Raw genomic sequence first — 25,733 nt, forward strand, 5'->3', positions numbered from 1 at the left:
TACCGAAAAGCCCGTACTCAAGTACGACGACGAAAGCGGCCGATGAAGGCAAGGTGGAACGCATGGAACACCAGGAGACGATCCGCCCCCGGCGGGCGGGCCGGGAGGACGGCACCGGCGCAAGGGACCGCGCGGCCGCGGCCGGCCGCGGAGGGCGGTCGTGAGCGCCCTCCTGGTCGCCGTGCTGCTCAGCCTGGTCTCCGCCGTCTGCTACGCCGGGGCGGCCATCGTCCAGGAGCGCGTGGCCGCCCGCGCGCCCTCCGGCGGGACCTGGGCGGCGCTGCGCCGGGCGGGGTGGTGGGGCGCGGCCGCCCTCACCGGGCTGGGCGCCGCCCTGCACGTCGTCGCGCTCGCCTGCGGGCCGCTGAGCCTGGTGCAGCCGCTGGGCGCCCTGACGATCGTCTTCGCGCTGCCCATGGCCGCCCTGCTCGTGCACCGCCCCGTCGGCGCCGCCGGCTGGCGCGGCGCCCTGCTGGCCACGGCAGGGCTCGCGGGCCTGTTGAGCCTGACCGGCCCGCCGCACACCGACTCCCTGCCCGCCGCCCAGCGGCCCGTGCTCGCCGGCGCGGCCCTGGCGGCCACGGCCGCCCTCGCCCTGGCCGCGCGCTGGGCCCGCCGGCCGGTGGTGCGCGCCGTCGTGCTGGCCGGCGCGGCGGGCGCCGCGTTCGGCATGGCCTCGGTCTTCACCAAGGCCGTCGCCGAGGACTTCGCCGCCCGCGGCGCGGACCCGGCCGCCCTCGCCCCGGGCCTGGCCGTCACCGCGCTGCTGGCCTGCACCGGCATGCTGCTGTCCCAGGCCTCCTACCGCGGCGCCGGGCTGGCCGCCCCGCTGGCCACCGTCACCGTCGTCAACCCCGTGGTCGCCGCGGTCGTCGGCCTCGCCGCCTGCGGCGAGGAGTTCCGCCTCGGGGTGCCCGGCGCCGTCCTCGCCGCGCTGGCCGGCGCCGCCGCCGCGGCGGGCGTGGTCCTGCTGACGCTGCACGACGCCGACCGCCGGGCTCCGCAGGCAGGGCCCGTGCCCGCGGCGGCCGCACCGCCCGCGCCCGCGGTGCCGGGCGCACGGCGGCACGAGCGCCTCCTGGTCTCCGCGCGCCCCGGGCGTCCCGGGCTCTGAGCCCCGGGCCCGTGCGCACCGTGGCGCCCGGTGCGCACCGCGCGTCACCATGGTGCTCCGGCCCAATCCCCGGAGGAGCCCGTGGACTTCGACGTCGTCGTGGAGATCCCGCAAGGCAGCCGCAACAAGTACGAGATGGATCACGACTCCGGACGCATCCGGCTCGACCGGATGCTGTTCACCTCGACCCGCTACCCGGCCGACTACGGCTACATCGACGGCACCCTCGGCGCCGACGGGGAGCCCCTGGACGCGCTCGTCCTGGCCGGCGACCCCACCTTCCCCGGCATCGTCATCCGCTGCCGCGCCATCGGCATGTTCCGGATGCGCGACGAACAGGGCGAGGACGACAAGGTCCTGTGCGTGCCGGCGGCCGACCCGCGCCACGAGCACGTGCGCGACCTGCGGCACCTGCCGGAGTTCGACCGGCTGGAGATCCAGCACTTCTTCGAGGTGTACAAGGAGCTCGAACCCGGCAAGGTCGGCGAGACCGCCTGCTGGGCCGGCCGCGACGCCGCGGAGGCGGAGATCACCGCCTCCCGTGCCCGCGCCCGTGCGGCGGGCAAGGAGACCGAATGGTGAGCCGGTAAGGCCCGCGCTCCATGGAGCGCGGGCCTTACACGTCGTCACACGTCGGCGTCCGGCAGCGCCGGGAGCCGTTTGTCGTACAACCAGGGAAGCAGGACGGTGTCCACACGGCGGCCGGCGGTGCGCCCGGCGTGGGCCAGGAACGCGTCGGTGTCCGCGCTGCCGCCGCGGTGGGCCGCGTGCCAGCCGCGCAGCACCGCGAAGAAGGCCTCGTCGCCCAGTTCCAGCCGCAGCGCGTGCAGGGCGCACGCCCCGCGCACGTACACGCGGTCGTCGAAGAGGCGGCGGCTGCCCGGGTCGGCGATGCGCAGGTTCTGCCGGCGCCCGGCCAGCTCCTGCCATGCCTGCCGCGCCAGCGTGTCCGCGTCGTCCTCGCCCAGGTGCTCCGACCACAGCCACTCGGCGTACGTGGCGAAGCCCTCGTTGAGCCAGATGTGCCGCCAGTCGGCCAGCCCCACGCTGTTGCCGAACCACTGGTGGGCGATCTCGTGCGCGACGAGCGTCTCCCAGCTGCGTTGCCCGTCGACGTGGTTGCGGCCGAAGACGGACAGCGTCTGGTTCTCCACCGGGGCGCCCAGCTCGGCGTCGACCACCACGGCCCCGTACGACTCGAAGGGGTAGGGGCCGAAGAGGCGGGCGAAGTGCTCCAGCATCCGCGGCTGACGCGCCAGGTCGTGCCGGGCGTGCTCCGCGAGGTGCGGGGGATAGGCGTTGCGCAGCGTCCCCGCCACCTCGTGCTGCTGCGTGTCGTGCGTGAACCGGCCGGTGTAGACGGCGGCCAGGTACGTCGACATGGGGCCCGGGTGGTGGTACGTCCAGCGCACGGAACCGCCGTCCTCGCGGCACTCGCGCAGCGTGCCGTTGGCCAGCGCATGGTGGCCGCGGGGCACGGTCACGGCGACGGTGTAGGCGGCCTTGTCGTCCGGCCGGTCGTTGCACGGGAACCAGGAGGGCGCGCCCAGCGGCTGGGAGGCGACGAGCGTGCCCCCGTGCTCGTCGCCGGTGCGGTCCCAGCCGATGGAGCCGAACGGGCTGGCCAGCGGCGCCGGCCGGCCGCCGTAGCGCACCTCGACCTCCAGCGGCCGGCCCGGCGCGAGCGGGCGCGGCGCCGTGAGCACCACCTTGCCGCCCTCGCGCCGGACCGCCACCGGCTGCCCGTCCAGCCGCGCGCCGTGCACCGCCAGCCGCGACAGGTCCAGTTCGATGCGGCGGGTGTGCTCGCGGGCCACCGCGCGGATGCGGGCCCGCCCCTCCAGCCACGCCCGCCCCGGGTCGTAGGCGAGCGACAGGTCGTAGGCGAGGGTGCGGTGTCCGTACGAACCGTGGCGCGGGAAGTAGCGTGCGCCGTCCGGCGTGCGCCGGCTGTCACCGGCGCACAGCGCCGCGGCGGCACTCACCGGCAGCGCCGCCGCGGCCGCCAGCAGACCGCGGCGGCTGCACCGGGGGCGCTCCGCAGGACTCACGCCGCCGCTCCTGCAATGGGGTTGCCCGCCCACCGGGTGCCGGCCGGCACGCTCTCGCCACGCATCACCAGGGAGGAGGAGCCGACGGAGACGTGCGCGCCGACCGTGGCGCCGGGCAGGACGATGCCGTGCGGCCCGAGCGAGGCGCCCTCGGCCAGGTGCACGCCGTCCAGCTGCATGATCCGGTCGTGGAAGAGGTGGGTCTGCAGCACGCACCCGCGGTTGACGGTGGCCCCGTCGCCCAGGTGCACCAGATCGGTCTCCGGCAGCCAGTACGTCTCGCACCACACCCCGCGGCCGATGCGCGCCCCCAGGCTGCGCAGCCACCAGTTGAGGACGGGCGTGCCCAGGAACGGCCTCACGAGCCACGGCACCGCCAGGGACTCCACGAACGTGTCGTACAGCTCGTTGCGCCAGACGAAAGAGCTCCACAGCGGGTGCTCCCCGGCCCGGAACCGGCCCACCAGCAGCCACTTGGCGGCCGTCGCCGTCAGCGCGGCGGCCACACCCGCGGCCAGCAGCAGCGGCACCGCCACCAGCGCGGCCAGCTGCAGGCCGCCGGCGTCCAGGGCGTCCTGCTCGGCCACCAGCACCGCCTCGGCGAGCGCCAGACCGCACATCAGCGGCAGCACACGGCACAGTTCGACCGCGGCGCGCGCCAGGACCAGCCGCTTGGGCGGCTCGAAGGTGCGCTGCGCGTCGGGCGTCGCCGCCACCCGCGGCAGCGGCATGGCGGGCCGCCCCAGCCAGGAGCTGCCCGGCTCGCTGCGCTCGGGGGCGTCGGAGAGCACGCCCACCAGCGCGTGGTCGGGAACCTCCCGGCCGGGGCCGACGATGCCGGAGTTGCCGACGAAGGCCCGGCGGCCGATGCGCACCGCTCCCAGCCGCATCCGGCCGCCCCGCAGTTCGAACGGCGCGACGAGGGTGTCGTCGGCGAGGAACGCCCCGTCCTCGACGGTCAGCAGCGACGGCAGCGGCAGCACGGTGGAGATCTCCGCGCGCCGCCCGATCCGCGCCCCGAGCAGGCGCAGCCACACGGGCGTGGCCAGGCTCGCGTACAGCGGGAAGAGACCGGAACGGCTGCCGTCGAGCAGGCGCGTCACCAGCCACACCCGCCAGGCGACCCCGCCGTCGGCGGGGTGCTCGCCGGCGGTGATGCCCCGGCCCAGCACCCGTACCACCAGGGCCAGCAACAGGATCCAGCAGACGGTGGTGACGAACGTGAACGGCGGCACGGCGGCCAGCAGCCACAGCGCGGCCTCGGTCAGCGTGGCGCAGCCCTTGACGAGGTAGTACGCGCCCACCAGCGCGGGCAGCGAGGCGAGCAGCGGCAGCAGCGGCACGCCGCCCAGCGCCAGGGCGTACGCCGCGTCCCACCGCCGCGAACGCCGCGGCCGCGGCGGGGCGCCGGCCGCCACGGGTTCCCCGCCCGCAGCCGGGCGGGAGGCCGAGGCGGCGTCGCGCGCGTGCGCCTGCGGCGCGTCGTACGCGGCCGGCGGCTCGACGGGGTACCACTCGGCGGCGCCGGCCACCCTCGGAGTGGCCCCACGCGGCGCGGGCACCGCTCCCGGGCGCCCGGTGGCCGGCGCGGCCTCGGCGAGGCCGTCGGGGCGGGCGGGGGAGCCGGCGTAGCGGTGGCCGGGCGGAACGGCGCCGTCCAGGCAGCCGCCCGCGGCGAGTTCGGCGCCGGCACCGAGCTCGGCGCCCGGCATCAGCATGCTGCGGTGACCCACCCGGGCGCCCGCGCCGACGCGCAGCGCACCGATGTGCAGGGTGTCGCCGTCGAGCCACCAGCCCGCCAGGTCGGCCTCCGGCTCGACGGCGCAGCCGTCGCCGAACGAGGCCAGACCGGTGACCGGCGGCATGGCGTGCAGCGCGACGTCGCGGCCCGTCGCACACCCCAGGGCCCGGGCGTACCAGGCCGCCCAGGGCGTGCCGAGCAGGGCGGGGACGCCGAAGGAGGCCACGACCCGTTCGGCGGTCCACAGCCGCAGGTGCGCACGTCCGCCGCGCGGGTACGTGCCCGGCGCGATGCCCCGGGTGAGCAGGCGGGCCGCGCCCGCGCCGAGGAGGAAGCGCGAGGGCGCGCTGAAGAGCACCAGCCACCCGGCGAGCACCAGCCACCAGGAGGTGTGCGGGGCCCACGCCTCGGGGGCCAGCAGGCCGAGCACGTTGTCGGCGGCGGCCAGGCCCACCAGCCCGCGCAGGCCGGCGACGCCGAACAGCGCGCACTGGACGAGGATCTGGGCCGCGCCCGCGCGCCTGCGCACCGGGCGCACGGGGCGCCGGACGGCCTCGCGCGGGGCGAGGGTGTCGAGGTGGGCGGCCATGTCCCGCAGCACGGGGTGGCGGTAGAGGTCGGCGACGGAGACGCCGGGGTGGTGCTCGCGCAGGGCGGAGGCCAGTCGGGCGGCGGCCAGGCTGGTGCCGCCGAGGGAGACGAAGTCGGAGCCGGCGCCGGGCCGGATGCCGAGGAGTTCCTCCCACAAATCCGCGAGCCGGGCGGCGGTGCCGTGCAGCCTCTCGCCCGCGTCGTCCCCCGCGGCGTCGGGCAGCGGCCACGGCAGGGCGTCGCGGTCGACCTTGCCGGAGGTGCGGGTGGGCAGCTCGGGCACCTCGGCCAGCACCGGCACGAGGGCGGCGGGCAGGCGCTCGGCCAGCAGGGCTCTGGCACGGTCCCGGTCCCAGCCGGGGCCGGCCACCACGTAGCCGGCCAGCAGCCGGCTGCCGGCCGGGGTGGTGCGGACCGCGGCGGCGGCGCCCTGCACGCCGGGCAGGGCGCCCAGCGCGGCGTCGATCTCGCCGAGTTCCACGCGCCGGCCGCCGATCTTGATCTGGTCGTCGGCGCGCCCGGCGAAGACCAGGCCCTCGGCGTCGGCCCGCACCAGGTCGCCGGTGCGGTAGGCGCGAGGGCTGGCGAGGGCGGCGCTGGGCCGGAAGCGGTCGGCGTCCTTGACCGGGTCGAGGTAGCGGGCCACGCCGGCGCCGGCGATGACGAGCTCGCCCTGCTCGCCGAGTGCGACGGGCTCGCCGGCCTCGTCCACGACGGCCAGCTGCCAGCCGTCCAGGGGCAGTCCGATGCGCACCGGCTCGCCCGGGTGCAGCCGGGCGGCGCAGGCGACGACGGTGGTCTCGGTGGGGCCGTAGGTGTTCCACATCTCCCGGCCGGGCACGGCGAAGCGCTCGACGAGCGAGGCCGGGCAGGCCTCGCCGCCGACGATCAGCAGCCGCACGCGGTCCAGGCACTCCACCGGCCACAGGGCGGCGAGGGTGGGGACGGTGGAGACGACGGTGATGTCGTGCTCGACGAGCCAGGGCCCCAGTTCGTGGCCGGCGCGCACCAGGGAGCGCGGGGCGGGCACCAGGCAGGCGCCGTGCCGCCAGGCCAGCCACATCTCCTCGCAGGAGGCGTCGAAGGCGACGGACAGCCCGGCCAGGACGCGGTCGCCGGGGCCGAGCGGGCAGTCCTTGAGGAAGAGGGCCGCCTCGGCGTCGGCGAACGCGGCCGCGCTGCGGTGGCTGACGGCGACGCCCTTGGGTGCGCCGGTGGAACCGGAGGTGAAGATGATCCACGCGTCGTCCCCGGTGCCCGGCGGGCGCGGTGCGCCGGACGGCGCCACGACGCCGGGGGCCATCGCGCCGTCGGCCCCGAGGACGGCGCAGACGCCGGCCTCGCGGAAGACGGTCGCGGCCCGCTCGTCGGGGTCGTCGGCGTCGACGGGCACGTAGGCGGCGCCGCAGCGCAGGACGGCGAGCACCGCCACGTACAGCTCCGCGGTGCCCGACGGGATGCGGACGCCGATCCGGTCGCCGGGCCCGGCGCCGGCCGCGCGCAGGCGCTCGGCCCGGACCGTGACCAGGGCGGCGAGCTCGCGGTAGGTGAACCGCTGGGCGCCGGTGTCCAGGGCCAGCGCCTGCGGGTGCGCGGCGGCGGTGGCGTCGAACACGTCGAGGAGGGTGCGCTCCGCCGGCGGCGGGGCGCCGCGGTACAGCGCCCGCGCCCCCGAGGGGGCGGGCGCTGCGGGCGGGGAGCCCGGAAGGGTGGGTGGCATCGGTGCGCCTCTATTCGGCCTCTTGTCACGGACGCCTCGGCGACGTCCGCACCCACAGACGGCGCTCACCCCGGACCGGTTCGGGGACCGGTATTCAACGTTCCGTAAATCGAACAGACCGCTGGTAACCCCATCAGCTCTTCAAAAACGCTGTCGCTACCGGCTCGTCACCACCGATTCCATGGCCGACCGCCCCTGCCGACATGACCTTTCCTTGGGCAACTATTGGTCATCGGCTGGGGGTCTTTTCGGACAGCGATCACACAGGCGGCCCACAGCATCCGCCGCCCGGCCGCCGCCTACCGCTCGTGCACCCGCCCGTCCGCGACCTCCAGACGGCGGGTGGTGTGCACCGCCTGCAGCATCCGGCGGTCATGGGTGACCAGAAGCAAGGTGCCCTGGTACGAGGCCAGCGCCGACTCCAGCTGCTCGATCGCCGGCAGGTCGAGGTGGTTCGTCGGCTCGTCCAGGACCAGCAGGTTCACGCCGCGGGCCTGCAGCAGCGCCAGCGCGGCACGCGTGCGCTCGCCGGGCGAGAGCGTGGCGGCCGGCCGCAGCACGTGCGCGGCCTTCAGGCCGAACTTGGCCAGCAGCGTGCGCACGTCCGCCGGCTCCAGCTCCGCCGCCGCCGCGCCGAAGGCGTCCAACAGCGTCTCGGGCCCGAAGAACAGGCCACGGGCCTGGTCCACCTCGCCCACGACCACCCCCGGCCCCAGCGCCGCGCTGCCCGCCTCCAGCGGCAGCCGGCCCAGCAGGGCCGCGAGCAGCGTGGACTTGCCCGAGCCGTTCGCCCCGGTGACGGCGATGCGGTCCGCCCAGTCGATCTGCAGATCGACGGGGCCGAGGATGAAGGCCCCCCGGCGGGCCGTCGCGCCGCGCAGCGTCGCCACCACCGCACCCGAGCGGGGCGCCGCGGCGATCTCCATGCGCAGCTCCCACTCCTTGCGCGGCTCCTCGACCACGTCCAGCCGCTCGATCAGGCGCTCGGTCTGGCGGGCCTTCGCGGCCTGCTTCTCGGTCGCCTCCGCCCGGAACTTGCGGCCGATCTTGTCGTTGTCCGTCGCCTTGCGGCGGGCGTTGCGCACGCCCTTGTCCATCCAGTTGCGCTGCGTACGGGCCCGCGACTCCAGCGTCGCGCGCGTGTCGGCGTACTCCTCGTACGCCTCGCGGGCGTGCCGGCGGGCGGTCTCGCGCTCCTCCAGATAGGCCGCGTAGCCGCCGCCGTAGAGGTTCACCTGCTGCTGGGCCAGGTCCAGCTCCAGCACCTTGTCGACCGTGCGCGCCAGGAACTCGCGGTCGTGACTGACCAGCACCGTGCCCGCGCGCAGCCCGGTGACGAACTTCTCCAGCATCTCCAGGCCCTGGAGGTCGAGGTCGTTGGTGGGCTCGTCCAGCAGGAAGACGTCGTAGCGGCTCAGCAGCAGCGAGGCCAGGCCCGCCCGGGCCGCCTGGCCGCCCGACAGGGCGGTCATGGGCCGGTCCAGGCCGACGGCCAGTCCGAGCGAGCCGACGACCTCCTCGGCGCGCTCGTCGAGGTCGGCGCCGCCGAGCCCGAGCCAGCGCTCCAGGGCCACGGCGTACGCGTCGTCGGCGCCCGGCGCGCCGGCGACCAGGGCCTCGGTGGCGGCGTCCAGCGCGGACTGCGCCGCGGCGACGCCGGTGCGGCGGGCGAGGAAGGCGCGGACCGTCTCGCCCTCGCGCCGCTCGGGCTCCTGCGGCAGGTGGCCCACGGTCGCCGTGGCCGGGCTCAGCCGCAGCGTGCCCTCCTCCGGCGCGGCCAGGCCCGCGAGCAGGCGCAGGAGGGTGGACTTGCCGGCGCCGTTCGCCCCGACGAGGCCGATGACCTCCCCGGGCGCGACCACGAGGTCCAGGCCGGAGAAGAGCGTACGGTCGCCGTGGCCGGCGGCGAGATCCTTGGCTACGAGAGTGGCACTCATGAGGCCACCGACTCTAACCGCTCGCACACGGCGCCCCGTAAGGGACGCGGGCCACTGCACTGACCGCGGGAACCCTCCGCGGCGCGCCGCGCGGCGCGGGTGCTTGTGCGGGGTATTGCCACAACCCGCCCCTCCCACGGGAGTTGGCCGCTACCGTCGGCGCATGGCAAGCGATGTGATCGTGGCCGGCGCCGGGGTCGCCGGGCTGACCACCGCCGTCGTCCTGGCCGAGCGCGGCCACCGGGTGCGGGTGTGGACGCGCTCGCCCACGGCCGAGAGCACCTCGGCCGTCGCCGGCGGCCTGTGGTGGCCCTACCGCATAGCCCCCGAGGAGCGGGCCGGCGCCTGGGCACTGCACTCCCTCGCGGTCATGACCGAGCTGGCGCAGCAGCCGCAGGAGACCGGCGTGCGCCTGGTCACCGGCACCCACGCCGGGCCGGCCCCGCACGAGCTCGGGCCGTGGGCCCGCCGCGTACCCGGCCTGCGCGCCGCCACCACCGGCGAGCTGCCGCCCGGGCACGGCCGGGGCGTGCGCGCCCGCCTGCCCCTGCTGGACATGCCCACCCACCTGCACCACCTGCACCACCGGCTGGCCGCCGCGGGCGGCCGGGTCGCCCTGCGCCCCGTCCCCTCGCTCGCCCGGGCGGCCGCCGAGGCCGACGCCGTCGTCAACTGCACCGGCCTGGGCGCCCGGCGGCTGGTCCCCGACCCCTCGGTGCACCCGGTGCGCGGGCAACTGGTCGTCGTCGAGAACCCCGGCATCGACGAATGGTTCACCGCCGCCGACGCCGGCAGGGCCGACATGGCCTACCTCTTCCCGCAGCCCTACGGGCTCGTCCTCGGCGGCACCGCCCAGGAGCACGTGTGGGACCGCACCCCCTCGCCCTGCACCGCCCACGCCATCATCGCCCGCTGCGCACGGCTCTTCCCCGCAGTGGGACGCGCCCGGGTGCTCGCCCACCGGGTGGGCTTGCGCCCCGCCCGCCCGGCCGTACGGCTGGAGGCCGAACGGCTGCCGGACGGAGGGGTGGTGGTGCACAACTACGGGCACGGCGGCGCCGGGGTCACCGTCGCGTGGGGATGCGCCCACGAGGCCGCGGACCTGGTGGAGGGGGTGGATCCGGTGCGGCCTTGACAGCGCCGGCGGCCCGGCGGGAGATTCGGCCGCGAGATTCGGTGCCCAGAAGCCTGGAAGGCGGACCGCGATGCGCCTGCCCGTGCCCCTGCGGGGCGTCGTCCCCCCGCTGTGCACCCCGCTGACCGGCACCGGGGAGGTCGACGCGCGCTCCCTCGCCGCGCTCGTCGAGCACCTGCTGGGCGCGGGGGTCCACGGCGTCTTCGCCCTGGGCACCAGCGGCGAGGCGGCCCAGCTGACCGACCGGCGGCGCACTGCGGTGCTGCGCACGGTCGTCGAGGCCGTCGCGGGCCGCGTGCCGGTGCTCGCCGGAGTGATCGACACGACCACGGAGCGGGTCGTCGACCAGGCCCGGGCCGCCGCGGCGGCGGGCGCCGACGCGCTGGTGGCCACCGCCCCGTTCTTCACCGGCACGCACCCGGTGGAGGTCGCCGCGCACTTCCGGCGCATTCGGCACGCGGTCGACCTGCCGCTGTTCGCCTACGACAACCCCGGCACCGTGCACACCCGCCTGGCGGCCGGGACCCTGCTCGACCTCGCGGCCGAGGGCACCCTGGCCGGCCTGAAGGACACCACCGGCGACCTGGGCGGCCTGCGCCGCCTGCTGCTCGGCCTGCGCACCCGCGGGCTCCAGGACGCCTTCACCGTGCTGACCGGCTCCGAGCTCACCGTGGACGCGGCCCTGCTGGCCGGTGCCCACGGCGTCGTGCCGGGCCTGGGCAACGTCGACCCGGCCGGGTACGTACGGCTCCACGCGCACGCCCGCGCCGGGCGGTGGTCCGAGGCGGCGGCCGAACAGGACCGCCTGGCGGGGCTGTTCGCGCTCGTCGAGGCCGCCGGCCCGGACGGGGTGAGCTGGACGTCGGCGGCGCTCGGCGGCTACAAGGCGGCCCTGCACGCGCTGGGTGTGATCGACTGCCCGGCGACGTCGGCCCCGCTGCAGCCCCTGTCCGAGGCGGCGGTGGCCCGCGTGCGGCAGCTCCTGGCGGAGGCCGGGCTGACCTGACCGGCGGCAGCCTTCGGCGGATCTTCGCCATGCGGCACCACGGCGTCCCGTCAGGGGCGCGGGGAACTGCGCGAGACGCCACGACGATCCCGCAGATGTCGGCTGCAGGCCGCCGCCGGACAGGCCCTAGCGTGGACGCACACGCACGGGCACACGCGTGCGTACCGTCCGCACGACCAGCACTGCCGGAGGCACCATGGCCGCGAAACCCGCACCCCTCGCCGCGCGCGAGCGCATCCGCTCCTTCGCCCTGTCCCTGCCAGGCGCCGTGGAGGAGTTCCCCTGGGGCGACAGCGCGGTCGTCAAGGTCAACAAGAAGATCTTCGTCTTCCTCGGCTCCCCGGACGACGCGCAGACCCCCGGCATCTCGGTCAAGCTCACGGACGAGGCGGCCCACGGCCATGCCCTGACCGTGCCGGGCGCGGCGCCCACGGCCTACGGACTGGGTCGTTCCGGTTGGGTGTCGGTGCCGCTGGACACCGGGGAGGTGGCCGTGGAGGTGTACTGCGACTGGGTCGAGGAGAGCTACCGCACCATCGCGCCCAAGCGGCTCGTCGCCCAACTCGACGCGGAATGACCGTCGTCCGGCCCCTTGTGGTCGATGCGGCCGCTTCCTAACATCACGGGTGTCACAGCGGTTGTGTCACAGGACATCGGATGCGGGGGCCGCATGGTGCAGACGGATGCGGGCCCCATCGGCGGCCCGCTGGCCGGGGTGCGCGTGCTGGAGCTCGCCGGCATCGGGCCCGGCCCGTTCGCCGCGATGCTGCTCGGCGACCTCGGGGCGGACGTCGTACGCGTCGACCGGCCCGGCGGCCAAGGGCTCGGCGTCGACCCGGCGTACGACGTCACCAACCGCAACAAGCGCTCGGTCCTGGTCGACCTGAAGGCGCCCGAGGGCGCCGCAGCGGTCCTCGGCCTCGCCGCCCGCGCCGACATCCTCCTCGAGGGCTTCCGCCCCGGCGTCGCCGAACGCCTGGGCGTGGGCCCCGAGGCCGCCCTCGCCCGCAACCCCGCCCTGGTCTACGGGCGGATGACCGGCTGGGGCCAGGACGGCCCCCTGGCCCACGCGGCCGGCCACGACATCGGCTACATCGCCGTCACCGGCGCCCTCGCCCTCACCGGCCCCGCCGAGGGCCCGCCGTACGCCCCGGCCAACCTCCTGGGCGACTACGCCGGCGGCTCCCTCTACCTCGTCGTCGGTCTGCTCGCCGCCCTGCACCACGCCCGCGCCACCGGCCGCGGCCAGGTCGTGGACGCCGCCATCGTCGACGGCACCGCCCACCTGACCGCCATGCTCCACGGCATGCTCGCCGCCGGCGGCTGGCAGGACCGGCGCGCGGCCAACCTCCTCGACGGAGGTGCCCCCTTCTACGGCACGTACGAGACGGCGGACGGCGGACACATGGCGGTGGGGGCGCTGGAGCCGCGCTTCTACGGCACGTTCGTACGCCTGCTGGGCCTGCCGCAGGCCGCGGCCGACCGGGGGGACCCCGGTCGCTGGGAGGAGCTGCGCGCCGCGGTCGCCGATCGCTTCCGGCAGCGCACCCGCGCCGAGTGGACGGCCGTCTTCGACGGCACGGACGCGTGCGTGGCGCCCGTGCTGTCCCTGGGCGAGGCACCCCACCACCCGCACCTGGCCGCGCGCGGCACCTTCACCGAGGACGGCGGCATCACCCAGCCCGCCCCCGCGCCCCGCTTCTCCGCCACCCCCGCCGCCGTGCGCCGCCCGCCGGCCCGCCCCGGTGCGGACACCGCCGACGTCGCGCGCGACTGGAACGTGCCCGGCCTCGTACCGCCCGATGAGGGGAAGAGCACCGATGAAGCGTGACCTGTACACCGCCGACCACGAAGCCTTCCGGGAGACCGTCCGCACCTTCCTCGCCAAGGAGGTCCTGCCCCACCACGAGCGGTGGGAGAAGGACGGCATCGTCCCCCGGGAGGTCTGGCTTGCCGCCGGCCGCCAGGGCCTGCTCGGTGTGGCCGTGCCCGAGGAGTACGGCGGCGGGGGCGTCGCCGACTTCCGCCACGGCGCCGTGATCGCCGAGGAGTTCGCCCGTGCCGGGGCCTCGGGCCTGGCCATCGGGCTGCACAACGACATCGTCGGCCCGTACCTGACCTCGCTCGCCACGGCGGAGCAGAAGCGGCGCTGGCTGCCGGGCTTCTGCACGGGCGCGACGATCACCGCCGTCGCCATGACCGAACCGGGCGCCGGCTCCGACCTCCAGGGCCTGCGCACCACCGCCGAGGACCGCGGCGACCACTGGGTGCTCAACGGCTCCAAGACCTTCATCTCCAACGGCATCCTCGCCGACCTCGTGGTCGTGGTGGCCCGCACGACCCCGGAGGGCGGCGCCAAGGGGCTGAGCCTGCTGGTGGTGGAGCGCGACATGCCCGGCTTCTCACGCGGCCGCAACCTCGACAAGATCGGGCAGAAGGCGCAGGACACGGCCGAGCTGTTCTTCGACGGCGTGCGTGTCCCCAAGGAGAACCTGCTGGGCGAGCTGCACGGCGGCTTCGGCCACCTGATGGCGGGCCTGCCCCAGGAGCGGCTGAGCATCGCCGTCGCCGCCGTCGCCGCGGCCGAGCACCTGCTGGAGATCACCACCCGCTACGTCAAGGAGCGCGAGGCGTTCGGGCGGCCGCTGGCCCGTCTGCAGCACGTCCGCTTCGAGATCGCCGAGATGGCCACCGAGTGCGCGGTCACCCGCACCTTCGTGGACCGCTGCGTCGCCGAGCACGTCGACGGCGGGCTCGACGCCGTCCACGCGGCGATGGCCAAGTGGTGGGCGACCGAGCTGCAAAAGCGCGTCGCCGACCGCTGCCTGCAACTGCACGGCGGGTACGGCTACATGAGTGAGTACCCGGTCGCCAAGGCGTTCACCGACGGTCGCATCCAGACCATCTACGGCGGCACCACCGAGATCATGAAGGAGATCATCGGCCGCTCCCTGCTCTCCTGACCGCCTTCTCCCTCCTCCCCCCCCGCCCCGAAAGCCGCCCCGAAAGGGAAACGACCTTGAGCACCGAAGCGTACGTGTACGACGCCCTCCGCACCCCGCGCGGGCGCGGCAAGGCAGGCGGCGCGCTGCACGGCATCAAACCCATCGACCTGGTCACCGGCCTGATCCGGGAGCTGCTGCGGCGGCTGCCCGGGCTGGACCCGGCGGCCGTCGACGACATCGTGCTCGGCGTCGTGAGCCCCGTCGGCGACCAGGGCTCCGACATCGCCCGCATCGCCGCGCTCGCCGCGGGGCTGCCCGAGACCGTCGCCGGCGTCCAGGAGAACCGCTTCTGTGCCTCCGGGCTGGAGGCCGTCAACCTGGCGGCCGCCAAGGTGCGCTCGGGCTGGGAGGACCTCGTCCTGGCCGGCGGGGTGGAGTCGATGTCCCGGGTGCCGATCGCCTCCGACGGCGGCGCCTGGTTCAACGACCCGATGACCAACCTGGCGGTCAACTTCGTCCCCCAGGGCATCGGTGCCGACCTCATCGCCACGCTGGGCGGCTACACCCGCCGCGACGTGGACGCCTTCGCCGCCCGCTCCCAGGAGCTGGCGGCCGCGGCCTGGAAGGAGGGCCGGTTCGCCGGCTCCGTGGTGCCGGTGCGCGACCGCAGCGGCCTGCTCGTCCTGGACCACGACGAGCACATGCGGCCGGGCACGACGGTCGAGACCCTCGCCGGCCTCAAGCCCTCCTTCGCCGCCATCGGCGAGCAGGGCGGCTTCGACTCCGTGGCGCTGCAGCAGTACCACTGGGTCGAGAAGATCGACCACGTCCACCACGCCGGCAACTCCTCGGGCATCGTCGACGGCGCATCGCTGGTGGCCATCGGCAACCGCGAGGTGGGGGAGCGGTACGGCCTGCGGCCCCGGGCCCGCATCGTCTCGGCCGCCGTCTCCGGCTCCGAGCCCACCATCATGCTCACCGGGCCCGCCCCGGCCTCCCGCAAGGCGCTGGCCAAGGCCGGGCTGACCATCGACGACATGGACCTGGTCGAGGTCAACGAGGCGTTCGCGGCCGTCGTGCTGCGGTTCGCCGACGAGATGGGCATCGGGCTGGACAAGGTCAACGTCAACGGTGGGGCGATTGCGATGGGACATCCGCTGGGGGCCACGGGGGCGATGCTGCTGGGGACGGTCGTGGACGAGTTGGAGCGGCGGGACGGTCGGTACGGGCTGATCACGCTGTGCGTGGGCGGCGGCATGGGCGTCGCGACGGTGGTGGAGCGGGTGTAGGGCGGGCCACCACCGGTTCCTGCGCACACCCCCGACCCCTTCCTCGAGGAGAGCACCCGACATGACCACCCCCACCGCCATCCGCTACGAGCGCGGTGACGACGGCGTCGTCACCCTCGTCCTGGACGACCCTGCCCAGTCCGCCAACACCATGAACGACGCCTTCAGGACGTCGCTGACCGCCGTCGCCGACCGGCTGGAGGCGGAGAAGGAGACCCTGCGCGGCGTCGTCGTCACCTCCGCCAAGAAGACCTTCTTCGCCGGCGGCGACCTGCGCGACCTCATCGCCGCGACCCCCGCCGACGCCCAGCGCGTCTTCGACGCCGGCATGGGCATCAAGCGGGACCTGCGCCGTATCGAGACCCTCGGCGTGCCCGTCGTCGCCGCGATCAACGGCGCTGCCCTCGGCGGCGGTTACGAGATCGCCCTCGCCTGCCACCACCGCATCGCCCTCGACGCCCCTGGATCGAGGATCGGGCTGCCGGAGGTCACCCTGGGGCTGCTCCCGGGCGGCGGCGGGGTGACCCGCACCGTCCGGCTGCTGGGCGTCGCCGACGCGCTGCTGAAGGTGCTCCTGCAGGGCACGCAGTACACACCGCGCCGGGCCCTGGAGGCCGGGCTGGTGCACGAGGTGGCCGCCGACGCCGAGGAGATGCTCGCCCGCGCCCGGGCCTACATCGCGGAGCACCCCACCGCGCGGCAGCCCTGGGACGAGGACGGCTACCGCATCCCCGGCGGCACCCCGGCGAGCCCCCGCTTCGCCGCCGCCCTGCCGGCCTTCCCGGCCACCTTGCGCAAGCAGACCGGCGGCGCCCCCTACCCCGCCCCCCGCAGCATCCTGGCCGCCGCCGTCGAGGGCGCCCAGGTCGACTTCGCGACGGCGCAGGTCATCGAGGGCCGCTACTTCACGGAGCTGGTGATCGGGCAGACCTCGAAGAACATGATCCAGGCGTTCTTCTTCGACCTCCAGGCCGTCAATTCCGGCCGCAGCCGCCCCGCGGGCGTCCCTGAGCGCACGGTGCGCAAGGTCGCCGTCCTCGGCGCCGGCATGATGGGCGCGGGCATCGCCTACGCCTGCGCCCGCGCTGGCATGGAGGTCGTGCTCAAGGACGTCTCGCCCGAGAACGCCGCCCAGGGCAAGGCGTACTCGGCAGGGCTGCTCGGCAAGGCGCTGGCCAAGGGGCGCACGACCGAGGCCGAGCGCGACGCGCTGCTCGCGCGCATCACCCCGACCGCCGATGTCGCCGACCTCGCGGGCTGCGACGCGGTCATCGAGGCCGTCTTCGAGGACCAGCAGCTCAAACACACGGTCTTCCAGGAGGTCCAGCACGTCGTCGCGCCCGATGCCCTGCTGTGCTCCAACACCTCCACCCTGCCCATCACCGGCCTGGCCCGCGGGGTGGAGCGGCAGGAGGACTTCATCGGCCTGCACTTCTTCTCGCCCGTCGACAAGATGCCGCTGGTGGAGATCATCAAGGGGGAGCGGACGGGCGAGGAGGCGGTGGCACGCGCCTTCGACCTGGTCCGGCAGCTGCGCAAGACCCCGATCGTCGTGGGTGACTCGCGCGGCTTCTTCACCTCCCGCGTCATCGGCCGGTTCCTCAACGAGGGCGTGGCGATGATCGGCGAGGGCGTGCCCGCCGCCTCCGTCGAGCAGGCGGCCGCCCAGGCCGGCTACCCGGCCAAGGTGCTCTCGCTGATGGACGAGCTCACGCTCACCCTGCCCCGCCGGATCCGCGACGAGGCCCGGCGCGCGACCGAGGAGGCCGGCGGCACCTGGACCCCGCACCCGGCCGACGCCGTCGTCGACCGCATGGTGGAGGAGTTCGGGCGCACGGGCCGCAGCGGGGGCGCGGGCTTCTACGCGTACGCCGACGGCCGCCGCACGGGCCTGTGGTCCGGGCTGGCCGAGCACTTCGAGACACCGGAGGGCCGCCGGCTGCCCTTCGTCGACCTGCAGGAGCGCATGCTCTTCGCCGAGGCCCTCGACACCGTGCGCTGCCTGGAGGAGGGCGTGCTCACCTCGGTGGCGGACGCCAACATCGGCTCCATCCTCGGCATCGGCTTCCCCGGCTGGACCGGCGGCGCCCTGCAGTACATCAACGGCTACGAGGGCGGGCTGCCCGGCTTCCTGGCCCGCGCGCAGCAGCTGCAGGAGGCGTACGGCGAGCGGTTCGCGCCCCCCGAGCTGCTGGTGACCAAGGCGGAGAAGGGCGAGGTCTTCACGGACTGAGGACTGCACGGACCCGACCGAGGACCGCACACCAGGCGCGTACGGGGGCGGGCGCTCAGCCCCCGTACGTGGCCCGCAACTCGTCCTTCAGCGCCCGCTGGAAGGCGGTGACCAGGGCCTGGACCACCAGCGGCTGCAGATGCGCCGAGAGCGAGCGCATCGTCTCCACCCGCTCGGGGTCGCACTCGCCGCGCTCGTAGGGCTCCCACACCTCGTCGTGGAACAGCCGTGTCAGCTCCCGGGCCGTGGCGCGGGCGTGTTCGAGCAGCACCGTCCGGGCCGCACGTATGGTCTCCAGGCCCACCGGCACGTCCAGCAATTGCACACCCAGCCCCAGCAGCGCCGGATCGACGCGGAAGGCGTCCCCGCCGGGGACGCGCTCCAGCACGTTCATGGCCGCGAGCCGGTCGATGTCGGCGTCGGTGAGCGACCGTCCGGCCCGCCGCTCCAGCTTCTCGCGCGTGGTCTGCGCCTCCTGGTCGGGCGTCCAGGAGGCCACCAGCGCACGGTGGATGGCCAGGTCGTGGGCGCTGAGATCGTCGGGCAGCCGGCTCAGGTAGCGTTCGATGGCGGCCAGGGTCAGCCCCTGGTGCTGCAGCTCCTCGATCAGCGCCAGCCGGGAGAGGTGCGCGAAGCCGTACCGGCCGACGCGCCGCGGACCGATCTCGGGCGGCGGCAGCAGCCCCCGCGCACTGTAGAAGCGCACCGTGCGCACGGTCACCCCGGCACGGGCCGCCAACTCGTCGACGGTCAGATGGGATTCGGCCGTATCCTGCGGCGCGGCGGTGCCCTCGGTGTCCACGGCCATCGGCGGTGCCTCGCTTCCTCGTCGTGCCGTTCGGTCCCACAGTATTGCTGTGCCACCAGCACTGTGAAAGCCCGCCCGCCGGCACGGGACAGGGCCCGCCGCCTGGTGGCGACGGGCCCTGCGGCACGCGGTGTATCAGTGACGGTGGCTGTCGAGCGCCTGCTGGATCTTCTTCCAGGACTTGGGCTCCGCCGGCTTCGCGGCCTTGCCGGCCGCCAGGGACCGGCCGCCGGCGGCCGGCTTGCCGATGCCGTACTCGGCCGCGACGGCCGCACTCGGCTTGGAGTCGGTGAACAGCCAGACGTCGAACAGCTTCTGCAGCGGCTTGCCGGAGACCTTCTCGGCGTGCTTCACGAAGTCCTGCACGGAGCCGTTGCCGAACGTGTGGTCCGCCTGCCAGCCCTTGAGGATCTTGAAGAAGGCCGTGTCGCCGACCTTGTTCCGCAGGGCCTGCAGCGCGATCGCGCCGCGCTGGTAGACCGCACCGTGGAACTGGTTGTCCGGGCCCGGGTCACCCGGCTTGACCTTCCAGAAGGGGTTGTCCGCCGGCACGCTGGCGTAGGCGTAGTCGGCGAGCTCCTGGGTCGTGCCCTCGCCCTCCTTGGCCGACCACAGCCACTGGGCGTACGTGGCGAAGCCCTCGTTCACCCAGATGTCGCGCCAGTTCTTCACCGAGACGTTGTCGCCGAACCACTGGTGGGCCAGCTCGTGGACGACCACCGAGACGTTGGCGCCGTTGGAGAAGCTGGACGGGCTGTAGTACGGCCGGGTCTGGGTCTCCAGCGCGTAGCCCGTCTTGACGTTGGGGACGTAGCCGCCGATGGCGTTGAAGGGGTACGGCCCGAAGACCGTGGACTCCCAGTCGATGACCTCGGAGGTGCGCTCGATGCTCGCCTTGGCCGAATCGTAGTTGTCGCCCAGGTCCTTGCTGTAGGCGTTGAGGACCGGCAGGCCGTTCGCCGTCCTGTCGGTGACGATGTCGAACTTGCCGATCGCGAGCGTGGTCAGGTAGGTCGCCTGAGGCTTGGTGGCGCGCCAGTTGTAGCGCGTCCAGCCGAGCTTGGAGGACTGCGACTTCAGCTCGCCGTTGCTGACGGTCTGCAGGCCGTCGGGCACCGCGACGGAGATGTCGTAGGTGGCCTTGTCCCGCGGGTGGTCGTTGCTCGGGAACCACCAGGCGGCCGACTCCGGCTCGTTGGCCACCACGGCCCCGTCCGGCGTGCGCTGCCAGGCCGAGTAGCCGCCGACCTTCACCTGCGAGGGGATGTCGCTGTAGCGGACCACCACGGTGATCTGCTTGCCCTCCGGCAGCGGCGCGGCCGGGGTGATCTCCAGCTCGTGGTCGCCCGTCTTGGTGAACGCGCTCGGGCGGCCGTTGACGAGGACCTCGCTGACCTTCAGCGCGAAGTCCAGGTTGAAGCGGGACAGCGCCTGCGTCGTGGTGGCCGTCAGGGTGGCGGTGCCCTCCAACCGGTCCGTCGCCGGCTGGTACTTCAGGCGCAGGTCGTAGTGGGAGACGTCGTAACCGCCGTTCCCGGAGGTCGGGTAGTAGGAGTCCCCGGCACCCGGAGCACCCGGCGTGGCGTCGGCCGCCGAGGCCGGGACCGCCAGCAGCATCAGGGCCGCGGCCGCACTGGGAACGATGAGTCTGTGACGCACGAGTCACTCCAACTCGTAGGGGGCGAAAGATCACTCGCAGCCTATGTACTCATCACCGCTTTGGGTATGTCCATGCCGCGTACTGACATCTGATCGACACGCAGTGGACATGCGAGGGGTACCGGCCACCTCGCGATGCCTGCAGCGCCTCTTCTGCACCGCAGTTGACCGCGCTACCTTCCGCCCGTGCTGATACGTGCGAACAACTCCCCCGCGCCTCCCGTCCGTTCCTCCATGCGCACGCCGCTGACCACGGTCCTGCTCACCGTGCTGGCCGTTCTGCTGCCGGCCGCCGCGGCCCAGGCGGCGCCCACCGCCGGGCCACCGGACGAGAGCAGACCCGTCTACTCCTACGACCGTGCCGTGCGCGAGACCGTGTGGGTGGACACCGGGCTCGACGGCGACGGCGACGGCCGCACCGACCGGGTCGCCGCCGACGTCATCCGGCCCCGCGAACCCGCCGAGGCCGGCGACAAGGTGCCCGTCATCATGGACGCCAGCCCCTACTACGCCTGCTGCGGGCGCGGCAACGAGAGCCAGAAGAAGACCTACGACGCCCAGGGCCGGCCCGTGCAGTTCCCGCTGTACTACGACAACTACTTCGTGCCGCGCGGCTACGCCGTCGTCCTGGTCGACCTCGCCGGAACCAACCGCTCCGACGGCTGCACGGACGTCGGCGGCCGCCTCGACGTGCAGTCCGCGAAATCCGTGGTCGACTGGCTGAACGGCCGGGCCCGCGGCTACGCCACCCGCACGTCGGCCACCGCGGTGACGGCCGACTGGGCCACCGGCGACGTGGGAATGATCGGCAAGAGCTACGACGGCACGATCGCCAACGGCGTCGCCGCCACCGGCGTCGAGGGCCTGCGCACCATCGTGCCCATCGGCGGCATCAGCTCCTGGTACGACTACTACTTCGCCAAGGGCGCCGCCCTCTTCGGCAGCGGCCCCGACGGCCTCGCCGCCCTCGTCGAGAGCCCGCAGGCACGCTCCCGCTGCAAGGCCGTGCAGGACGAACTCGTCCGCAATGCCCCGCGCAACGGCGACTGGACCGCATTGTGGACCGAACGCGACTACGTCAAGGACGCCGGCAACGTCCGCGCCAGCGTCTTCGCCGTCCACGGCATGCAGGACCTCAACGTGCGCACCAAGCACCTCGGCCAGTGGTGGGACGCGCTGGCCGCCCACGGCATCGAACGCAAGGTGTGGCTGTCGCAGACCGGGCACGTCGACCCGTTCGACTTCCGCCGCGAGGCCTGGGTGAGCACCCTGCACCGCTGGTTCGACCACTACCTCCTCGGCTACGACAACGGCATCGAGCGCGAACCGGCCGCCGACATCGAGCGCGCCCCCGACCAGTGGACGACCGACACCGCATGGCCGCCCGCCGGCACCCTCGGCACCACCCTGCGCCCCGCACCCGGCCCCCGGCCGGGCGTCGGCACCCTCGGCCTCGCGCCCGCCCCGGCCGGCGCCACCGAGGCCTTCACCGACGACCCCGCCCTGAGCGAGAGCGACTGGGCCGCGCACGTCGACGAGACCACCCCGGCGAAGACGGGCTTCGTCACCGGACCGCTCGCCCGCGACCTGCGGCTGTCGGGCTCCTCGACGGTCCGGCTGACGGTCACCGCCTCCACGTCCTCCGCCCATCTGTCGGCCGTGCTCGTCGACATGGGCCCCGCCACCATCCGTGACTACGGCGACACCGGCGAGGGCATCACCACCCTGCCCGAGCGCACCTGCTGGGGCAGCGGCACCACCGGCGACACCGGCTGCTTCCGGAAGACCGCGGCACGCACTGCCCAGGTGGGCCACACCGTCCTCAGCCGCGGCTGGGCCGACCTCGACCACTGGGCGAGCAGGCGCCACGGCCGGCCCGTGACCCCCGGCCGACCCTACGACATCACCCTGGACCTGGCCGCCACCGACCACGTCGTGCCCGCGGGCCACCGGCTCGCCCTGATCGTCGCCGGCACCGACGCCGGCCTGATCGAGCCCGCCTCCACCACCCCGCACGTCACCGTCGACCTGGCCCGCTCCTCGGCCACGCTGCCGTTCGTGGGCGGCTACGCGGCCTTCGCCCGCGCCACCCGCGGCCCCGGCGGGCCGTCGGCGGACACGGGCGGCCTGCTGCCCGGTCTGCGCCCGGCGGTCCCGCCGCACCTGCCCTGAGCCCGTACCGTGCCCCGTAAGGGGCGCGGGGCAGTGTCCGATCTGCGGCTGCCGCCGCGTGGGCGCGACAAGCCACGACGTGCCCGCAGATTGTCCGGGCCCCGGGGTGGCGTGTCAGGTGCGGGCCGTCGCCGGTTGATCGCGCCCACGCGGCGCAGCCGCTGATCGACACCGCCCCGCGCCCCTACGGGGCGCCGTGGTGCCCCGCGACGAAGATCCGCCGGACACGTCCTAGCCGGCCGCGCGGCGCAGCGCCGCGCGGCACAGGCCGTCCGCCGCGCGCGTGGTCTCCGGCAGCCGGTAACGGGGCGCCAGCCGCAGCGTGTGCTCGCACGCGCGGTCCAGCGTCACCCGGTGGCCGACGGAGACGAAGACGGGCTTGACGTCCGCCTGCGTGCGCAGCGCCCGGCCCACCTCGTCCATGCCGTCCAGCAGGGGCGCGGCGTCCCCGCGGCGCGGGCCGGGCGGCTCGTGGCGGAAGACGAACGGGTTCTTCGCCACGCCGATGGTGGGCAGGCCCGTCAGCACGCCGAGATGACTGGCCAGCCCGAAGCGGCGGGGATGGGCGATCCCGTAGCCGTCGCAGACCACCAGGTCGGGCTCGGCGCTCAGCCGCCCGAGGGCGTCGAGGACGGTGGGCACCTCACGGAACGCCAGCAGGCCCGGGACGTAGGGGAAGGAGACGCGGCCGACGGCCGTCGCCTCCTCCAGGACCTGGAGCGTGCGGGCGTCCAGCAGGACGGCGGCGGCCGCGACCAGGTCGCGTTCGTCGTCGTAGGCCACGTCCACGCCGGCGACCACCAGCGGGGCGCCGGGCGGCGGTCCGGGCTCGTCCAGGACCACCCGCCCGCGCAGCTCGTTCTGGACGGCGGTCGCCTCGGCCTCCGTCGAGGGCCAGCCCTCGGGCAGCGGGTACAGGGTGTTCGCCGGTGCGTCGCTCATGATCCGTCCACGCTACGGGACGGGCGTGGCGTGGTGTCGGGCGGGGCGGAGCCGGGGCGTAGCCTGTCGATCATGTTCGTACTTGAACTGACCTACATCGCGCCCATCGAGCGCATCGACGCCGCCCTGCCCGAGCACGTCGCCTGGTTGGAGGCGCACTACGCCTCCGGGGTGTTCATCGCCTCCGGCCGCAAGGTGCCCCGCGACGGCGGTGTCATCCTGGCGCTCGGCGACGACCGCGCCAAGATCGAGGAGATCACGCGCAGCGACCCCTTCACGGTGGCGGGCGTGTGCGAGTACACCATCACCGAGTTCATCCCGACCAAGACCGCGCCGGCGCTGGAGGCCTACCGCCAGGAACTGCCCTCCTGAAGCCCGCGCCGGCTCACCGCCCCCGCCGCGGTACGAGGAGGGCGGCCCGCCCCTTCTCGCCGGCCGCCCAGCAGCCGCCCGGGACGCAGTCGACGGTGTCGTACGAGCCGGTGTCGAAGCCGCGCCAGGTGCGCCCGCCGTCCGTGGTGACGTCGCTGCCGGCCGGGCCCACGGCCACGGCGGTGGTGCGGCTGCCGGGCAGCCAGGCCACGCCCGAGCGGTAGCCGGCCGGCGGCCGCTGCGCGCCCGTCCAGCTCGCCCCGCGGTCGCCGGTGACGGCGGCCGCGTGTGGCGAGGGCTGCCCCGGACGGTAGTCCCCGCCGACGGCCAGCCCATGAGTACGGTCGCGGAAGGCGAGGGCGAAGACGCCGCGGGCCGCGTCGCCCGCCGGCAGCGGCGCCTGGGCGGCGTGCCAGGTACGGCCCCGGTCCGCGGAGTGCAGCACCCGGGAGGCGGCCCCGCCCCCGGTGGCGATCCAGGCGTCGCGCGGGCCCGAACTCACCACGCACTGGCCGCTGGCGGCGAAGGCCGCCTCGCCCGGCAGCGCGGCGGGCATGCCCGCCGCGGGCTGCGTCCGCCAGCTGCGTCCGCCGTCCCGCGTGGCCAGAACGCGGAACCTGCCGTCCACCGGGTCGCCGAGCGCGATGCCGTGGCGGTGGTCGAAGAAGGTCAGGCAGTCGTAGAACGCCTTGGGGTCGGGGTTGCGGAAGGACTCCTTCCAGGTCGCGCCGGCGTCGTCCGTGCGCAGGATGCGCGACGCCTCGCCCTCGCCGATCGCCAGCACCACCGCGTGCCGCGCGTCGAAGGCCGTCACGTCACGGAACTCCAGCGCACCGGCACTGGGCGGGGAAACGTTGCGCCAGGTGCTGCCGCCGTCCCGGGTGAGCAGGACCGTGCCCTTGCTGCCGGCCAGCCACGCGGTGGTGCGGCCGACCGCCGCCAGGCCGCGGAAGCGGGCGTCGCTGCCGGTGGGCCGCTCCTGCCAGGCCGGGTTCGCGGCGTCCGCGGCGGCGGGTGCGGTGGCGGGCGTGACGGCCGCGCCCACCGGCGCGTTCCCCGCGAGGAGGAGCGCCGCTCCCAGGACTGTGGCGGCGGCTGCGCGTGCGGCTCGTATGGCTCGTACGGCTCGTATGGACTTCCCCATCCGTCTCATGGGCGGGGAGGCTAACGGAGGACGGACGGGTCCGGCAGGCCATTCGAAAGTCTCTCCGAGGCTTCGTCGAGGGCCGCCGGGGCCATCGGACTTTCATCCTTTCGGCCATGAGCCGGTGGCCGCACGGGCGATCCGCCGGGCCGGTCCCGGCCCCTAACGTGGCAGGCATGACCGAGATGCCCCTGACGCCCCGCCCCCGGCAGTGGCCGGGAAATGCTCATGGGCCTACCGCTCCGTGGCGATTGACGGAACTGACAGGTAAATGTCTTGCCTCTCAAGGTCCGTGACGCAACTCACGGAGGAGTCCGGTGCACGACCACGATCGTTCACTCGTCTCACCATGCGGGGAAGAGGGAAGCCCCAGAAATCCCAGCGGCACGGGAAGCGCACCACCAGGGAAACCACGCAAGGGAGCTGGCGTTGTCCACTGTCATCGAACAGCCTGTCCAGGCACGGATCATCGCATCGGCCCCGCCGTCCCGGACGGTTCCCGCGCGGCTGTGCTACGAGCGTTCCGACCCCTTCGCGGTGCGCGTCGCCTTCCCGCCGGTGGCCTCCCTCGACGGCGCCGAGGTCCAGTGGACCTTCGCCCGCGACCTGCTGGCCCGCGGCCTGCTGAGGTCGGCGGGCGGCGGTGACGTACGGGTGTGGCCGTGCGGCCCGCACCGCACGGTGCTGGAGTTCCACGCGCCGGAGGGCGTGGCGATGGTGCAGATAGACACCCCGGAGCTGCGCTCCTTCCTCGCCCACACCTACGCCCAGGTGCCGGCGGGCGGCGAGGCCGGCCACCTGGACGTGGAGGGCGACCTCGCCGACCTGCTGCGGGAGGCCTGACCGCAGCAGGCCGGGTGCGCGAGAGGGCCCC

At 74.8% G+C, this 25,733-nt stretch carries 19 protein-coding genes; 12 read left to right on the forward strand and 7 right to left on the reverse strand.

The annotated features are described in order from the left end of the window. The first annotated feature begins 160 nt into the window (after positions 1–160). Together AB0K17_RS05615 and AB0K17_RS05620 are read left to right on the forward strand one after the other, a co-directional pair. The gene (locus AB0K17_RS05615) at positions 161–1,114 is read left to right on the forward strand and encodes a DMT family transporter (RefSeq protein ID WP_365966501.1); all 954 of its coding nucleotides are present in this window, start codon (positions 161–163) and stop codon (positions 1,112–1,114) included. Positions 1,115–1,195: 81 nt separating this feature from the next. Continuing rightward, entirely contained in the window at positions 1,196–1,696 is a 501-nt protein-coding gene (locus tag AB0K17_RS05620; RefSeq protein WP_365966502.1) for an inorganic diphosphatase, read from the forward strand. Positions 1,697–1,740: 44 nt separating this feature from the next. Here the strand turns inward: AB0K17_RS05620 and AB0K17_RS05625 are convergent, their stop codons facing one another. The 3 genes from AB0K17_RS05625 to AB0K17_RS05635 form a co-directional block, all read right to left on the reverse strand. Then, positions 1,741–3,165: a M1 family metallopeptidase gene (locus AB0K17_RS05625; protein ID WP_365966503.1), complete on the reverse strand. Its 1,425-nt coding sequence runs from the start codon at positions 3,163–3,165 to the stop codon at positions 1,741–1,743. Further along, entirely contained in the window at positions 3,162–7,217 is a 4,056-nt protein-coding gene (locus AB0K17_RS05630) for a Pls/PosA family non-ribosomal peptide synthetase (RefSeq protein ID WP_365966504.1), read from the reverse strand. The genes AB0K17_RS05625 and AB0K17_RS05630 overlap by 4 nt, the downstream gene beginning before the upstream one ends. A 299-nt stretch (positions 7,218–7,516) precedes the next feature. Then, positions 7,517–9,154 carry an ABC-F family ATP-binding cassette domain-containing protein gene (locus AB0K17_RS05635; protein WP_365966505.1) on the reverse strand — a complete coding sequence of 546 codons (1,638 nt, stop codon included), beginning with the start codon at positions 9,152–9,154 and terminating at the stop codon, positions 7,517–7,519. 163 nt (positions 9,155–9,317) lie between these two features. On the opposite strand from AB0K17_RS05635, the gene AB0K17_RS05640 reads away from it, so the two are divergent. From AB0K17_RS05640 to AB0K17_RS05670, 7 genes are all read left to right on the forward strand, one after another. After that, on the forward strand, positions 9,318–10,289 hold the full coding sequence (locus AB0K17_RS05640; protein WP_365966506.1) for an FAD-dependent oxidoreductase: 972 nt from the start codon (positions 9,318–9,320) through the stop codon (positions 10,287–10,289). Between the two features lie 70 nt (positions 10,290–10,359). Next, complete coding sequence (locus AB0K17_RS05645; RefSeq protein WP_365982183.1) at positions 10,360–11,295, forward strand: dihydrodipicolinate synthase family protein; 936 nt, start codon at positions 10,360–10,362, stop codon at positions 11,293–11,295. Positions 11,296–11,491: 196 nt separating this feature from the next. Next, the gene (locus AB0K17_RS05650; protein WP_365966508.1) at positions 11,492–11,872 is read left to right on the forward strand and encodes an MmcQ/YjbR family DNA-binding protein; all 381 of its coding nucleotides are present in this window, start codon (positions 11,492–11,494) and stop codon (positions 11,870–11,872) included. A gap of 93 nt (positions 11,873–11,965) precedes the next feature. Next, positions 11,966–13,126 (forward strand): CaiB/BaiF CoA-transferase family protein, encoded by a 1,161-nt coding sequence (locus AB0K17_RS05655; RefSeq protein ID WP_365982185.1) that lies wholly within the window; start codon positions 11,966–11,968, stop codon positions 13,124–13,126. Next, the gene (locus AB0K17_RS05660) at positions 13,116–14,258 is read left to right on the forward strand and encodes an acyl-CoA dehydrogenase family protein (RefSeq protein ID WP_365966510.1); all 1,143 of its coding nucleotides are present in this window, start codon (positions 13,116–13,118) and stop codon (positions 14,256–14,258) included. The genes AB0K17_RS05655 and AB0K17_RS05660 overlap by 11 nt, the downstream gene beginning before the upstream one ends. A gap of 56 nt (positions 14,259–14,314) precedes the next feature. Beyond that, on the forward strand, positions 14,315–15,529 hold the full coding sequence (locus AB0K17_RS05665; protein WP_365966511.1) for an acetyl-CoA C-acetyltransferase: 1,215 nt from the start codon (positions 14,315–14,317) through the stop codon (positions 15,527–15,529). Between the two features lie 61 nt (positions 15,530–15,590). Continuing rightward, positions 15,591–17,762, forward strand: coding sequence for a 3-hydroxyacyl-CoA dehydrogenase NAD-binding domain-containing protein (locus AB0K17_RS05670; protein ID WP_365966512.1), 2,172 nt, complete (start codon positions 15,591–15,593; stop codon positions 17,760–17,762). 55 nt (positions 17,763–17,817) lie between these two features. Here AB0K17_RS05670 and AB0K17_RS05675 read toward each other — a convergent pair whose 3' ends face one another. Then, entirely contained in the window at positions 17,818–18,570 is a 753-nt protein-coding gene (locus AB0K17_RS05675) for a MerR family transcriptional regulator (RefSeq protein WP_365966513.1), read from the reverse strand. A 135-nt stretch (positions 18,571–18,705) separates the two neighbouring features. Beyond that, positions 18,706–20,229 (reverse strand): M1 family metallopeptidase, encoded by a 1,524-nt coding sequence (locus tag AB0K17_RS05680; RefSeq protein WP_365966514.1) that lies wholly within the window; start codon positions 20,227–20,229, stop codon positions 18,706–18,708. 234 nt (positions 20,230–20,463) lie between these two features. Here AB0K17_RS05680 and AB0K17_RS05685 point away from each other — a divergent pair, with 234 nt between their 5' ends. Further along, the gene (locus tag AB0K17_RS05685) at positions 20,464–22,401 is read left to right on the forward strand and encodes a Xaa-Pro dipeptidyl-peptidase (protein ID WP_365982240.1); all 1,938 of its coding nucleotides are present in this window, start codon (positions 20,464–20,466) and stop codon (positions 22,399–22,401) included. A gap of 231 nt (positions 22,402–22,632) precedes the next feature. Here AB0K17_RS05685 and AB0K17_RS05690 read toward each other — a convergent pair whose 3' ends face one another. Beyond that, positions 22,633–23,343, reverse strand: a complete 711-nt coding sequence (locus AB0K17_RS05690) for an endonuclease V (protein WP_365966516.1) — start codon at positions 23,341–23,343, stop codon at positions 22,633–22,635. A 72-nt stretch (positions 23,344–23,415) separates the two neighbouring features. Here AB0K17_RS05690 and AB0K17_RS05695 point away from each other — a divergent pair, with 72 nt between their 5' ends. After that, on the forward strand, positions 23,416–23,715 hold the full coding sequence (locus AB0K17_RS05695) for a YciI family protein (protein WP_365966517.1): 300 nt from the start codon (positions 23,416–23,418) through the stop codon (positions 23,713–23,715). 13 nt (positions 23,716–23,728) lie between these two features. Here AB0K17_RS05695 and AB0K17_RS05700 read toward each other — a convergent pair whose 3' ends face one another. After that, positions 23,729–24,868: an oxidoreductase gene (locus AB0K17_RS05700; protein WP_365982186.1), complete on the reverse strand. Its 1,140-nt coding sequence runs from the start codon at positions 24,866–24,868 to the stop codon at positions 23,729–23,731. 420 nt (positions 24,869–25,288) lie between these two features. On the opposite strand from AB0K17_RS05700, the gene AB0K17_RS05705 reads away from it, so the two are divergent. Continuing rightward, positions 25,289–25,702: an SsgA family sporulation/cell division regulator gene (locus tag AB0K17_RS05705; protein WP_365966518.1), complete on the forward strand. Its 414-nt coding sequence runs from the start codon at positions 25,289–25,291 to the stop codon at positions 25,700–25,702. Positions 25,703–25,733: the final 31 nt, after the last annotated feature.

This window comes from Streptomyces sp. NPDC049585 (assembly GCF_040675615.1).
Classification (GTDB): Bacteria; Actinomycetota; Actinomycetes; order Streptomycetales; family Streptomycetaceae; genus Streptomyces; species Streptomyces luteosporeus.

Excerpts from the sequence above, each read along its gene's own strand:
- AB0K17_RS05630 (WP_365966504.1), bottom strand. The coding sequence starts at position 7,217 with ATGCCACCCACCCTTCCGGGCTCCCCGCCCGCAGCGCCCGCCCCCTCG.
- AB0K17_RS05635 (WP_365966505.1), bottom strand. The coding sequence starts at position 9,154 with ATGAGTGCCACTCTCGTAGCCAAGGATCTCGCCGCCGGCCACGGCGAC.
- AB0K17_RS05640 (WP_365966506.1), top strand. The coding sequence starts at position 9,318 with ATGGCAAGCGATGTGATCGTGGCCGGCGCCGGGGTCGCCGGGCTGACC.
- AB0K17_RS05645 (WP_365982183.1), top strand. The coding sequence starts at position 10,360 with ATGCGCCTGCCCGTGCCCCTGCGGGGCGTCGTCCCCCCGCTGTGCACC.
- AB0K17_RS05650 (WP_365966508.1), top strand. The coding sequence starts at position 11,492 with ATGGCCGCGAAACCCGCACCCCTCGCCGCGCGCGAGCGCATCCGCTCC.
- AB0K17_RS05655 (WP_365982185.1), top strand. The coding sequence starts at position 11,966 with ATGGTGCAGACGGATGCGGGCCCCATCGGCGGCCCGCTGGCCGGGGTG.
- AB0K17_RS05660 (WP_365966510.1), top strand. The coding sequence starts at position 13,116 with ATGAAGCGTGACCTGTACACCGCCGACCACGAAGCCTTCCGGGAGACC.
- AB0K17_RS05670 (WP_365966512.1), top strand. The coding sequence starts at position 15,591 with ATGACCACCCCCACCGCCATCCGCTACGAGCGCGGTGACGACGGCGTC.
- AB0K17_RS05675 (WP_365966513.1), bottom strand. The coding sequence starts at position 18,570 with ATGGCCGTGGACACCGAGGGCACCGCCGCGCCGCAGGATACGGCCGAA.
- AB0K17_RS05685 (WP_365982240.1), top strand. The coding sequence starts at position 20,464 with ATGCGCACGCCGCTGACCACGGTCCTGCTCACCGTGCTGGCCGTTCTG.
- AB0K17_RS05690 (WP_365966516.1), bottom strand. The coding sequence starts at position 23,343 with ATGAGCGACGCACCGGCGAACACCCTGTACCCGCTGCCCGAGGGCTGG.
- AB0K17_RS05695 (WP_365966517.1), top strand. The coding sequence starts at position 23,416 with ATGTTCGTACTTGAACTGACCTACATCGCGCCCATCGAGCGCATCGAC.
- AB0K17_RS05700 (WP_365982186.1), bottom strand. The coding sequence starts at position 24,868 with ATGAGACGGATGGGGAAGTCCATACGAGCCGTACGAGCCATACGAGCC.